A 14334-nucleotide genomic window follows, 5' to 3' on the forward strand; every position below is an offset into this window, starting at 1 on the left:
TATTCATCAGGTTTTCTGTTATATCTCTCATCACTAATCCAATGTCACCCTTACTATTCTGTTTGTCGGCACGTTATCAAACGTATAGAACCCGCCCGCGATCAGCAATGCACGTTTACCTTCAGCCGAAGTAGTTTCCACTACTTTAGAAACTCCGCCAAGTACGTTTCCGATGTTGTTATACCCAACAGCAAGCGCACCGGTCTGATCCAGGATCATAAATCCATTTCTTATAGTACCGCCATAATTTTTAAAGTCACCGCCAACAACGATTAATCCATCACTCAGGACTTTCACATAGCTAGGAATACCTCCGGTAATTACTTTAGCCTGGAAGGTCTGATCTAATGTCCCATCGAAATTTAGTCTCGCCATAAAAGGTGCGGCAGCTCCATTGTAAGTTCTGAACGATCCGACAATGATATATTTGTTTAGCGTAGCGCTGTAACTAACCGAATAAACTTCCTGATCGGCCCCCGCACCTCCAGGATTGAAAGTTTGATCAATGGAACCGTCAGCATTCAGACGAAGAATACTACCTACAGTTGTGTTGTCGAAGCTTGTGAATCTTCCGAAAACAAGAATCTTACCATCGTCATGCATAATCGTACGAATCGGACCGTTGGCCCCTGGTAATCCCTTACCCAACTGACCCTTATAGCCTACAGCATTCGGATCAAATCGCCATGTCTTGTCAAGCGAACCATCTGTTGGGTTTAATTTAGCCAGCTGACGCATCTCAATGCTATCGAGGATAGTACTGTCTTTATAGTCACGTGTAGGCTGATCATATCTTCTGGAAACATAGTAACGGAAGTTACCCGTCACAATGAGTTTACCATCGCGCGCATATACGTTATCAATACTTGAGTCAGTTCCACCATTGAATGGTGAGACAAAACGCTCGCGTTTCTCATAAGTAATGATCTTCACAGTATCTATAACGCCGTTATTCGCGATACGGGTGATATTACTAATTCCACCACGCTGAGCGAAACCACCGAATCCACCAACCGGAAAATACTGGCTTCCTATGATTGCCATATCATTTAATTGTCCGGTTGCTCCGTTACCTACCTGGAAAGTACGGTCGTAAACGCCATCCTTAGATGTCCGCGCTATTCGGTTAATTGCCCGTACGTTACCTTTGTTATCAAAGTTGGTAAACCGGCCAAGAAAGATCAGGTTTCCGTTAGCTACCTCTTTAATGTTAGTTACATAATCGTTAGCACCATTTATGGCCCTGAAAGTAGGATCTTTCGTCACCTTACCAAGTACAGTGAAGTCAGGACCGAAAACCAACTGACCATCTACTACGAAGGACGTAACGCCGGTGCTTGCATTTGCAGGCACCAACACTTCGATCTTGCTGTCGGTTACAGTTCTTACTTCTGCTTCCTCACCGTTGAAAAGGAATTTTAGTTTTTCCTTGTGGGGCAACAGTCCCTTTGCATTAATGGTAACGACAGTTCCTGCATTACCGGAAGCAGGTGATGCGACCGACTGTGGGTCGACCACAATACCCAGCGCCGGAACACCGCCTGCGTATGGGTCTTCAAAGATTTCCTGAGACTTCTTACAGCCTGTAACAACAGCGGCTGCAAGGAGTAAAGTGAAAAATCGTGTATATGTATATTTCATGATTCCTTATTTTATCCGTTACAAATTGATATTAACGATTTAGCACAACATCTATATTAAACTCCTTGTTGAAACCAAAGTTATCTGATGCCTGGCGGTCTAAACGCAACTCGTCAATAAACTCCGTGCCTGCATAAACCGCCAGCACATGTACCACCCCGTTGGATGGTTGGACATCGGATGTCGCAACAGCTGCACTTTGAATTGCCTCAGGATTGGAAGGATCAGGCAGATAAGAAATACTGATCTGTCTTGACCCAGCATACCTCACACCATTTGCTGAGTTAAATACTACGCCGATATTGGCCAGTTCTCTTTCATAAGTATAGAAATATCCGCCTGGATATAACTGCCTTAATCTAAAGTCAAGCTGCGGATAATCTCTAAGTCGCATTTTTCCTTTAAAAACATATCTGAGCAGATACTTCCGCCATATCTCAGCCGGAACGTCTTCAAAATTCGCTATTGTATCACGACCTGCCGAGAACAGTTCCTGATTTAACTTATTGACATAAGGATCATCTCCAAACTGTGATTGACGGTTTACTTGTCCTATAGTCCGGCGAAATACCTCGTCTGTGGGAGCAAAAAACGTGATCTCCTCGTTAGAAAACAAATCTTCCAGTCCGGCTATACGTATCACACGCACAAGTGTATCAAACTTGGACGGGTTTGATTCAAGATACTGCAGAACATTTCCGTTGAACTTAGGGTCTGACTTCCCTCCATCCAGAAAATACTCATCCTGCTTGCACGCCCCGATCAGAAACATCAGCAATGCTGAACAAAGCGCTATCGTTTTAAAATATTTATTGATCATAATGTTTGTGCTAATAGTATCAGTTATTTCTTAAGTTTTGCCAGTACTGATTCAGAGTCATATACGGGTTATTGTTCCTTGCAGATTTGTCTATAGGCCAGGTCCATGCGCCTCTGTTAAATTTATCGGTCGTTAATATGTTATCAGCATATTCCCTGTTCATGATACGCCGCGTACGAACCAGGTCGAAATAATGATGACCCTCTCCCATAAGCTCTTTAGACCGCTCCCAGAAAATAGCATCCTTTAGTCCACGGGAATCGCCCGGAGCATCTGGATATCCAGGGAGTCCCGCACGCTCACGAACCTTATATAATTGCGATATAGCCACATCATCATTTCCAAGATTGGCATTTGCTTCAGCAGCCAGAAGGATAGCATCAGGATACCGCATGATAAGGTAACTATTATCAGTAGCAAGCGCATCATCAGGGCCCTGACCAGTATTCAGTGTGTTACCCGCGAACTTCAACAATTGGAAAGTAGTGTTGTTCTGGTCATAGGGTGCAAGAAACCAGGTCGACAAACGCAGGTCTGGAGCTGTCTGATCCGGATATAGCTTCCGCATATATTCTTCTGTGAAGATGTTGAAGTTATAACGGCTTACATACTCAGGTCTCCGGTAAGGGAAATGGGTAAATGAATAACCAAAATCGCGAGGGTTAGCCGTTAAACCAACGCCAATATTATAGTTGATCGTGTTGAACAACTCGAATAAACTCTCTTCAGAACGGCCTTTTGTAACAGTGCTCCATTCAGATATAGGCAATAGCCTAAAGTCGTTACTGCTAATCAGCTCTTCTCCTAAAGCTGCCGTTTCATTCCAATAATTCACACGATTATTAAGATCAAAACCTGCATTCCACATATTAAGATGCATCATAAGACCCATTGCAGCTCCTTGTGTAGCTCTTACACCGCGAAGCGAAGGATTACTATATCCCCGAGGAAGGTCCTTATAGCTAGCTTTCATATCAGCGATACACTTGTTCACTACACTAACCATATTCTCTCTAGGCAGCGGATCTTTCTGGAAAGCTTTTGTATAGTAAACTACATCGCCATACAGACGAACCAAAGTCAGATAACAAAAATTGCGAATGAACTTAGCTTCAGCAACATATTGTCTGGTTTGGTTAGCGTTCAACCCTGGAATGCCTTCCTCTAGTTTGCTGACCAAGATATTGGCTGATTGAATGACCTGATAGTAAGCATTCCAGTTCATGATAGACCGGAAATTATACACCGAGTTAGCCCATGGGCGGCTTGGATCCAGTAATTCCTCGATTCCGGTGTAATCATTATAAGAACTACCTGGAATGGTTTGCGGAGTTGTGTTACCGTTAGGGTTTGGAGCTATACGCGTATGCCCACCTACACGACCGGCCCAGCGATCTACCTCACTGGCTTGGTTTGCAGGGATAACCTCGCCTGAACGGGCTTCACCTGTGATAGCGGCGGTCGCAGTCTGTGCATACTTGTTGTAAAGCGTGCTGTACATGTCCGTAATGTTTGCCTCAACGTCGTCTACAGTCTGATAAAAATTATTCCCTGTAAGCTTGTCAATAGGCGTAATGTCAAGAAACTTCTTACATCCATATTGGCTGGCGACTACCAGCAGCGATAAATAAATAACTAATTTTTTCATATCCTTTATTCCCCTCTATTAAAATTCTGCTGTTACACCAAATGTATATATACGCGGTACAGGATAACCGTTAGACGCATCACGACCAATTGCGGTCACGTTTTCTGCGTTAGGCCCTGAGTAACCTGAGAAAGTAACCAGGTTCTGCGCGTTCACATACGGCCTGAAGCTGTTGAGTCCGAAACGCTTGGCAAGTTTCTTATCAAAGCTGTATGAAAGTGTAACCTCGTTGATTTTGAAATATGCACCTTCTTCTTCCCATAAAGTCTGATCAAAACGGAAAGGATTCGTAAATGCGTTATGTGCATAGTCATAAGCATTCGCATATTTAGCCACCTGACCAGGTGTTCTCCATACGTTGAGTCTGTCTATTGGAACTACGGCATCCTGACTGAAAGGATTGTTCATTAATCTTAGACGACGTGCTAATGCGTTGTTCAAAATAGAACGTTGCGCGGTGTAAGAAGCATAAACGTTTACCGAGAAGTTTTTATAACTAACCGTGTTAGACAAACCACCGCTCAGTGTAGGCTGGGTACTTCCAGAAACCTGGTAATCACGCTCATCCAGAACATAGTCACTATTTGCATCTAAGAACCTCGCGTCTCCACCCTGGAATGACGCCCTATGGTCCAGCGGGTTATTATTGCGGTATCTAACACCTGTAACCGGATCGATAGGTACGTCTGAAGTATTGGCATAAACACCCTGATTAACGATCAGGTAGTTAGCCAAGGCGTTACGACCTACACGTTTCGCCAAATTCTGATTAAACTCACCTCCATCCCAATCAATGAACTGGCCACCATACTGTGCAGGAAGCTGGGTAAGAATGTCTGAGTTCCAGGCACCGTTTACCATCACTGTCCAGTTTACCTTGCTGTCTTTAGAAAGTGGTCTGCTTGTCAATGAAAGCTCGTAACCATAGTTGGCGAGGGCTGCATCATTACTAATGTATTTCTGGAATACAAGCGTGTTTGGCAGTATTACGTCGAACTTCTCGTTATCAACCTGCTTATAATATGTATCAAAAATCAGGTCTAATTTTCCATTAAACAATCCAAGGTCTAAACCAAGGTTGTACTGTGTAACTACTTTTGGTTTTAGCAACGGGTTAGGTACGTTATCAAACGCAATACCAATGCTCGGGTTGTTGTTATAGAATCCTCTTGGCTCATAGCGACCGTAGATTTCCTGTAAGGTACCGATCGGGAAGATGTTACGACCTGCCGTTAAACGAACGTCACCATAGGTAAGCCAGTCTTTAGCAAAGCCGAAAAAGCTCTCTTTGTGAAAGTTCCATTTAAAACCAACGGATGGGTTTACCGTATACGGGTCTTCGTTACCCGCATCTGATGAACCATCTACGCGATAAGTCAGATCAAGAACGTATTTCTTTTTAAAATCATAACCAATAGCCGCTGCAAGAGACACTGTATTTTGGTTCAGGAAACTTCCGGCAAGGATACCACCACCTCTGGATTCAAAACCATCATACCCAAGTGGTCCTTCAAACTGGTCATTTGGCAGCCTGTCCAGCCGGGTCTGACTGGCTTTTCCGTTACGGATGAACATCTCACTGAACAAGTTGACGCTGAAACTATGATCATCATTGATCGGTTTAGCATAAACAACACTGTTACGGTTATATAGAACAGATGTATAGCTATTGTATGCGCTTAAACGTGCAAATTGCTGGTTAGCAATAGCTGGAGTGTAACGGTCTTCATGATCCTGATTGTAATCATAACTTCCAAAGGTAGTCAGGGTCAATCCCTCTATAAGCTGATACGATGCCTCCATGTTAGCTTTAACGTACTTAGGACCAGCATCGTTACGTATACGTAGTGCAGCCAACTGCTGGCTGCTCGCGGTAAAGAATGACGGACCAGGAAGCAAAGAAGAGGTTTGTCCGTTGGCAGCAACACCAGTTTGCAGCAAACCAACACCATCAGCTTTTTCGATGTTTGTTAAAGCACCCATCAGCGCTCCAAAGAATCGTAAGCGTGTAGACGGCTTATATTCCATGTTCAGGTTCATGCTATAACGGTCATATCCGGTGTTTTTAATTACACCCGACTGAGAGAAGTATCCGACGTTGGTTTTATAGTTAAACTGCTCGTTACCCCCATCGATAGCAATGTTGTGGGTCATATTATAAGTATCCTGATAATAGATACCCTGCCAGTCGGTTGAGTTGTTATAGTAAGCGTTCAAACTGTCCGACAAATATGGTGTGCGGTTGATTCTCCAGTAGTCTCCGATTAAAGCATAATCAAGAATCTGTTGTGTTTTGATATTACGCTCAGACACACCGCCGTAAGTTTCCCTTAGTTTAGGTGTCTTACTCAAGAACGCCCTTCCTGTGTAACGAACGCGCGGAGTCTCCGATTGTCCGCGGACAGTCTGGATCAAAATAACGCCATAAGCGCCCCTTGAACCGTAAAGCGCAGTAGCAGTCGCATCTTTCAATACTTCGATACTGGCGATATCTTCCTGAGGAATCATTGACAGTGGACTAACGCCAGAACCTTGTTGCTGGAAACCGAATTCTGAAGCGCGGTCTGCATCCATAGGTACACCATCAATTACATACAAAGGAGAAGTTGGCTGAAGGAATTTTTCATCACCAGAACCTTGAGTAGCGATGGTTGAAAGACCACGTATTGAAACGGATCCCCTCAAACCCGGAGCACCAGTGTTGTTCTGGATGTTCAGACCCGCAACTTTACCTTGAAGCAACTGCTCAATGTTAGCTACAGGAACGTCCTGAATCTCTTTACCAGTTACAATATATGATGAACCGGTAGTTACATCCCTGGTACGTTTCTGATATCCGCGGATTACCACCTCGTCCATCTGATTCTTGTTCTCGCTCAAAAGAATAGTTAAACGTGCATTGGCTGCAGTCACGGTTACATACTTATTTTCGTAACCCGTATAACTAAACATCAGTCTTGAACCCTCATCTACGACCAAAGAGAACCCTCCATTAGCGTTCGTCGCAGCTAACGGTTTCGGCGGATTTCCGATGTAAATATTCGCGCTCGGCAACGTTTCCCGGGTCGCTGCGTCATACACAGTACCGGTAACGGTCACCTTTTTGGTTTGCGCCATCAAATCTTTGCATACGAATACGCAACTGAAAAAAATTGATAGCAAAATAATATATCTTTTCATTGTATTAATTTTTATCATTAAGATTCTAGTCGTTTGTAAACTTAGGATTCACGGTCTCAAACCTAAATGTGATCCGCCAGTCACCTTTTTCGTAGATGCTGAAGTTCTCGGCGATTGTACCGATAACCACAACGTTACCAAAACCTATTCTTGAGTAGCTAAATTCCACATGGGCGCGGTCGCCAGACCCGTTAACACCGCCTTGAGTAAACCGCGTTGGAATCCTCGCTAAAGGAATAGGATACGCCACATCATATTTAACATACTCGGGAGTCATCTCCATATTGAAACCATGAACGAGCTGATCCCATTTGGTCATATTAAACCTAGCTGGATTAATAGGATTACCTAGCCTGTCAAGGAAGCGAAACGTTAGTGAGCTACCTTCGCCGATCTTTTCAATACGTGTCGTAACCCTGTCTCTCACAGTTTCCATCGGTCTGCTGTCCGACTCTCGAAATACATTACTGATAGATGGATACATTAATATAAAAGTACTACCTCCAGGCGTAGTGGTGTTACGCGCACCTGTATACGGGTTTATGTCGCTCGCGTCATCGGTCTCATAAGGCCGCTCTCTCCAAGGCCAGAATTTAAGGTCACGAATAACCTTACTTCCACCTGAATTACTTACGCGAACATCAAAGAAACGTTGCTTCTGAATAAAGTCATATTGAGCTGAATCTCTTGGAGTAATAAGATCCCTGGTTGCTGAATTCCACACAATGAGGTCTCCATTGCTTCTGATTTCAACCACAGGGCGGTTCTCAATCTTACGCTTGGCCTCAATCTCAGCCAGACTCTTCTCCTGTCCGGTGTACTCCTGTGTCCATACGAGCACATCTCGTTTGGTAACCATATCCTCAGCCGGACGTCCGTCTCCGAATCTGGGGTTGATCAACTCAAACTTCATTGGATAAGTTGAGTTATCCTCCTCGAAAGAGCGGTTAAAAACCGTAGTACGTCCTAGTATGGGCTCGAATGTTCTGACAGTATAATCAGCGTTCTGACTAAAGTAATCCTTCTCCTCTGGTATGTCGAAAATTTTACGACACCCGCTGAAAGCAACCACCGATAACATCAGAACCGCAGCTTTATGTTTTAATTGCATTTGCATAGTTATGTTTAGTTTATTCAAAGCCATCTAATTATAATTCCTCTCTGTAGTTAAATGTCCATTCAGAAAGCTGAAGCATACTGCCCGCTGCAAACGTCTGCAAGAATGTAATTCTGTAATGCTTATATGGCACAGTATTTTTGAAATCGTATATCTTACGCTGATAGTTCGTAGTGAACTCCTGATCCTGACGGGTATCTAGGATAACCCAGTTAATGTTATTATTATCCCGAAGATCATTCAGGTTAGGCTGATCGTTTGTTCCCTCAACAACCCACGCTTTTGGATCACGATCCTGATAGATCTTCGAATCGTTTGCAGACGTAATTGTATAGGAGTTGGCAATCAAAGGCCTGCCGTCAACTTCCGCCAGCGGATCTACCGGGCTCCACAGGAAATAAACCTTGTTATTGGCCTGGCTGAATGACGCAACCATTTTGGTAAGATAGTTACCATCGTACGACCAGATGAATTTCTCGCCCGGGTTTACGGAACCATCGAAACTACCAGAATTGTCCCAATCTATATACAATTTTGTTTTTCCACCTCTCGGATCAAGGAATAAATTGGTTGGCGGAGGTATTAGAGTCAGCCTCGTAACAAACTCATCAAATCCAAACACGTGATCAGGTTCAAGCAAATGGACGATACCGTTAGTGGTCTTTATATTCACTGAGGTGGTGGTGGTTTTGGCCCACTGAGGAACAAACACGCTGCGTTTTGTATTGGAGAACTCAATAACTTCTGAGCCTCCACCTTTCCAGCCTTGAGCATCAGCAAATACACGTTTACCGTGCATAGGGTAACCTACCTTATTTGCGGTAAGCGGCAAGCCATCGCCCAGAGCAAACTCCCCAGCAGTATGAAGGCCTTCAACAATATACATATTGATCATCGTATCCAAATGTTCTTTATCTGCTCTGGCCTTAGGCTTTTCCCTGGGCAACATATTATCTGTCGGGCCCGTGGCAATCGTACCTAGAAACATAGCTGGCTTACTCTGCGCCTTACGTACATCGTTAAGGTTGCGGATCGCTATACGAAAACTTTCATTGGATGGTGCGAAAAGTGTAACCTCTCCGCTTTTTAGTGTCTCCGTTAGACCCATTCTGTCTATTACATATAATAAGGAATCATATACACCCGGCTTACTCTTCAGATAGTCGTAAGTGTTCATATTTACCTCCATCGTTATATCGACAGCCTTTTTATAGGTGTCTTCCTTTTTACACCCAAATTGGATCAATAGGGCACCAAACAATAATGCCACTACATACCTTGATTTAAAATTTGATCTCTTCATGCCTATTAATGTTTAGTTTATTTCCAATAAGAGTTTTGGGTAAGCAAAGGATTCTGAGCCAGAATTTGCCTTGAGATCGGCCAGTAGATCCCTCCACTGTTAATCAAGTTAAGCCAAACGGGATCCTTGCGCTTTACTTTATGATATCTCACGAGATCATAAAAATGGTGACCCTCTCCCATAAATTCCTTCTGACGTTCCTTGAAAACTGCCTCAAATACAGAACCATGCCTAGGCTCGCTGTAGCGAACGAACTGATCTGCATTCGGGTTATTGAGTCCCATCTGATCCACGTTATACCGGCGCTGTCTGACCGCATTAAGATCTTCAATCGCACGGGTAGTTTCTCCAAGTACAGCAAACGCCTCAGCTCTCAACAGAGTAACGTCTTCAAGACGTGTTACAAGAATAGCACTGGAGAACAATCTGAAATTAGCATCGTTTGGTGATGAAGATCCGTTCTGAACCACTTTTATCTTGCTGAATACAGGATAACGGCCCTGAAAGTTCACAAAATATTTATCTGAACGGGTAATACCAGTAGTATCTATGTTAAAACGGCCGTCGTTAGGCTCTCTGAAGATAGAAAGGATAGAATCCTTTGGCACAAAGATATCCGGAATGCTCTTATTAACCACAGGCTCAGCAAGGGTCAAAGACTCAATATTACCCGTAAAAGTAGCATCCTGATGACCCCATATGAAGCCAAATGCCAGCAACTGATTTATTTTTTTGTCATAAAAAATCCCCTGAGGCCTTGTCAGCTCATCTGTGGAAATATAGCTCAAACCAGCCTTATTCATGTCGTTGATAACCAAGGTAGTATACGTGGAAACATCCGCATACTTACCTTGCCATGCTGCAACTTGCGCTAAGATAGCCCAGGCCGACGCTTTCCTAACCAGCGCACCATCCCAGCGACCCGACCCTACGCCATAGTAGTTGCCTGGTTGCTGAATATCTTCAGCACTGTAACGATAAGGAAGCACCGCAGCTGCTGCAGTCATTTCAGCCTGCACAAAATCTAAAATCGCTTTTTGATCTGTACGTGGCTGGTTCTCAAAGGTTCCTTCTCTTGAACTTACAATAAAAGGAACATCTCCCCAAATTCTAACCATGTAGAAATACGCATAAGCACGCAGGAAGCGCACCTGTGCGATGTCTACATTCATATTATTCTCCGTATATCTTGGATCTTGCGCCCTGACTTCAGGAATCCTTTCCAAGAAAATGTTGGCGGCATTAATAATTGCATAAAATCTTCTCCAATTTGAAAGCTGCTCCACTACAGGATATTGAGCATTCAAATCATTCCTGATTATGGCCTTAAGATCTTGACGGATAGGCGCATCAAAATTACCTAAACGAACGTCCCCATAAATCCAGTGGCCATTGTTATCGGCCAATGCTGCCCTGGTTAATCCGTAAACCCCCATAATTCCGGCCCTGGCGTCTTCGATAGACTTCCAGTAGTTGGCTTCATTCACCACACGCGTCGAATCAACGTCGAGTGTCTTATTACAACCTCCAGCAAGAAGTCCGAAAGAAACTAAGCTCAGTAAAATTATTCTCTTCATTTTCTCAATTTTAATTGATCGTTATTATTTATATAGCTCAGTCCGATTAAAAATCCAATTTAACTCCAAGTAAATATGTTCTTGGAAGCTGAATTCCGTAGCCTGAATCGTAACCTGTATAGTTTACCAGTTCAGGGTCCTGACCAGTATATTTAGTTAGCGTAAATACATTATTCACGCTACCGTAAACATAGAACCTGGCTACGTTCGCAGACTTCTTCTTCATCACCTCGGTCAGGTCGTAACCAAGTGATAACGTACGTAATTTGACAAACGAACCGTTTTCCAGGAACAGATCCTGGTTAGCCTGGAAAGGTGCAACCGAACTCCAGGGGTTATAAAGCGGGTATTTAGAATACTCCCCTCTCTTCTCCCAGAAAGTAATCTCACGAACAGAGTTGATGTTATTCTGACCCTCGCGATTAACAAAGTCAAAACGGTTTGCCATATCCTGATTAATCAGGTCACGTCCAAAATTGTAATAGAAATTCAAATCAAGCGACCACTTCTTATATCCGAAAGTGTTGTTAAATCCACCTGCGAAAAGAGGTAGAGAATTTCCTTGAATCGTACGATCTTGGTTATCAATAAGGTTGTCACCATTGATATCTCTCCAGTTCGGATCACCGGCTTTCATCTCAATACCGTTATAGCGCCTTTTTACACCTCCAACTGCAGGAACGTCACCATCAGCGTTATACATGCCATCGTTTGTTAACAGCCAGTAACTACCAACACTCTCACCAACCCGTAGCATGCGATCACCTATAACGATCTCCTTTAAACCACCCGGAAGCGCAGTTAACTCGTTTCTATTATAGTTAACATTTAAAGCAGTAGTCCATGAAACGGTTTTAGTAGAAGGTAAAACAGTTGCCCCTAATGACACCTCAACACCACTGTTACGAATGTTCATCCCATTCCTTATCAAAGAAGTATAACCGTATTCAGCAGCTGCAGGTAGCCCTAACAGCATGTTTTTATCTTCTTTTATATAAACGTCAACCGAAGCTCTGATGCGGTCTTCAGCAAAACCGGCATCAACACCAAGACTGAGCTGGTCCTGGTATGCCCAATCTATATTATAACCAACATTTCCGGTGCTGTAAGGCCGGGTCAAAACAGAAAACCCATTATAACCAGGAGTGATCACGTTACCGGTAAACCCTATATAAGCGGTGTACTGGGGACCTTGAGAATAGTTATCAAAGTGCTCATAACGACCTAAGCGACCGGCACTTGCACGCATATTCAGGCTAGACACTGCAATCTCCTGCTCAAAAAATTCTTTCTTCATATCCCATCCCGCCGAAACCACTGGGGATAAGAACCATCTGCTCGTAGGTTGCTGGTTAGAGGTTCCATCATTTCTCAACATTGCAGAGATCGTGTACTTTTCTTTGAATTCATAAGTAGCACGTGCGTTGAAAGAAATCAGATTATTACGAGTTCTGTCCAGAAATTTATAGGTTAGCTCTCTTGAAAAAACACTAGGATTCAAGAAACTACCTGAAAGTGCGTCTGCATTTAGCAGGTTGATCTTAATATAATCGTTAGAACCCCTGTAAGCATATGCGTACTGATATTTATACGAATCAAACTGGAAAGAAGCTCCCAACTGGAAGTTGAATTTGTTGTCATCATTTAACTCAAGATCATAAGATGCGACATTATCGATCATAGCACGCTGGCTATATCCATAGTAGTTAGATGCATAGTTTGAATTCTGAAGTAAGGTCCTCGCAAAGAAGATATCACGGTAACCTTCATTGTAATCAGCCCCTAATGTACTGGTAATCTTTAACTTATCAAAGTTGAAAGCAAACTGGAAGTAACCTTGAACAGCATTCGTTTTATTCTCGTCGAAGCCTTTATCGAACTCAGCAAGGTAAGTATTATACCTGTCTTTGTTCGGTGCGAGCGGCGAACTCAAGTCTGGCAGATAGTTAACCTGCGCAAACCTGTCTCTTAAATTTCTGTTGCGGTCGCGGTTTAATACGGATGCATTCACCATTGCAGACATGGTCAGCCATTCTATAGGCTGCATATTAACCAGGAACCTCGTGTTATAACGCTCAATCCCTGTATCATCTGCAACGCCTTGATTTTGAAGTGCTCCGAAAGAGAAACGGAAGTTTGCACGGCTCGTACCACCCGAGATCGCTGCATTTGCTCCGTAAGCAAGTCCGCTATTATAATATTGCTCGTCCCAGTTCGCCGGACCGTAATAAGCATTATTTAATGAATCACTCAAGTACAACGGATATACGTCATTATCCGAATAGCTTCCATTACCGGTATATCTGTCGTAAAACTGTCTTCTGAACTGATTTTCGAAATTACCGTTAACTGTGGTTACCGCATTTGGAGTAGCCATCCCAACATACGAATCGAAAGTGATCTTTCTTTTCGTTGTAGCTGGTTTAGAGGTTAACAAAATAACGCCGTTAACCGCCTTCGGACCATAGATTGCGGTTGCCGAGATGTCTTTCAACACCTGAACCGACTCAATATTGTCCATATTAATGATCGAAAGCGGGTCGGTACCCGGACCAATCCGCTCAAATTTGTATTGCTGTATATCTAACGCATAGGGATGCTCGGCAGTAAGCGGAATTCCGTCAAGGATTACCAGGGGCTGCGACTGGAATACCTCACGCTGAGAAAGAAGTGGCTGAGAAGTTCCGCGGATGAACATGGTCTGTGGTGCACCAGGTTCGCCGGTAGATTCCTGAACATAAAGACCTGCAGCCTCTCCTTTTAAATACTGCTGCAAAGTAACAGCAGGAAAAATAGCGAGCTTCTTTGGATCAAGGTTACCACTCTTAGACTCCAGTCTCTTTAAAAGAGATTTCTTAATGGGCGTAACGCCTACGGTACCGGTGTCCGTGCCACTGGTATCTTTTCCAGAAGCATCTGTCTGTTCTTGAAAGCTCCCCCTGAAAGAGAAGTTATTCGAAACACAGGCAGACCTAGCCGTATTGCCGAATGAGCATGTCGTTGTACACAACACACCCAAAAAAGTCATAGTTGCAATAATGCGCATAA

The 14334-nt window shown here is 43.5% G+C and carries 8 protein-coding genes; all 8 read right to left on the minus strand.

Translation table 11 applies throughout. From position 1 onward, the window contains the following. Positions 1-33 precede the first annotated feature (33 nt). The 8 genes from QEP07_RS05340 to QEP07_RS05375 are packed head-to-tail and all read right to left on the minus strand — an operon-like array spanning position 34 to position 14332. Positions 34-1641 carry a DUF5008 domain-containing protein gene (locus tag QEP07_RS05340; protein ID WP_285008906.1) on the minus strand — a complete coding sequence of 536 codons (1608 nt, stop codon included), beginning with the start codon at positions 1639-1641 and terminating at the stop codon, positions 34-36. A gap of 31 nt (positions 1642-1672) precedes the next feature. Beyond that, positions 1673-2461 (minus strand): fasciclin domain-containing protein, encoded by a 789-nt coding sequence (locus QEP07_RS05345; RefSeq protein WP_285008908.1) that lies wholly within the window; start codon positions 2459-2461, stop codon positions 1673-1675. Between the two features lie 19 nt (positions 2462-2480). Further along, positions 2481-4109 carry a RagB/SusD family nutrient uptake outer membrane protein gene (locus QEP07_RS05350; protein WP_285008910.1) on the minus strand — a complete coding sequence of 543 codons (1629 nt, stop codon included), beginning with the start codon at positions 4107-4109 and terminating at the stop codon, positions 2481-2483. An 18-nt stretch (positions 4110-4127) separates the two neighbouring features. Then, positions 4128-7289: a SusC/RagA family TonB-linked outer membrane protein gene (locus tag QEP07_RS05355; protein WP_285008912.1), complete on the minus strand. Its 3162-nt coding sequence runs from the start codon at positions 7287-7289 to the stop codon at positions 4128-4130. Positions 7290-7314: 25 nt separating this feature from the next. Then, positions 7315-8400, minus strand: coding sequence for a DUF5007 domain-containing protein (locus tag QEP07_RS05360; protein WP_285008914.1), 1086 nt, complete (start codon positions 8398-8400; stop codon positions 7315-7317). A 37-nt stretch (positions 8401-8437) separates the two neighbouring features. Beyond that, a complete protein-coding gene (locus QEP07_RS05365; RefSeq protein WP_285008916.1) occupies positions 8438-9709 on the minus strand; it encodes a fasciclin domain-containing protein in 1272 nt (423 codons plus the stop codon). A 17-nt stretch (positions 9710-9726) separates the two neighbouring features. After that, positions 9727-11286, minus strand: a complete 1560-nt coding sequence (locus QEP07_RS05370) for a RagB/SusD family nutrient uptake outer membrane protein (RefSeq protein WP_285008917.1) — start codon at positions 11284-11286, stop codon at positions 9727-9729. A 46-nt stretch (positions 11287-11332) separates the two neighbouring features. Next, on the minus strand, positions 11333-14332 hold the full coding sequence (locus tag QEP07_RS05375) for a SusC/RagA family TonB-linked outer membrane protein (RefSeq protein WP_285008919.1): 3000 nt from the start codon (positions 14330-14332) through the stop codon (positions 11333-11335). Positions 14333-14334 lie beyond the last annotated feature (2 nt).

Origin of the sequence: Pedobacter faecalis (genome assembly GCF_030182585.1) — a bacterium.
Lineage (GTDB): Bacteria > Bacteroidota > Bacteroidia > Sphingobacteriales > Sphingobacteriaceae > Pedobacter > Pedobacter faecalis.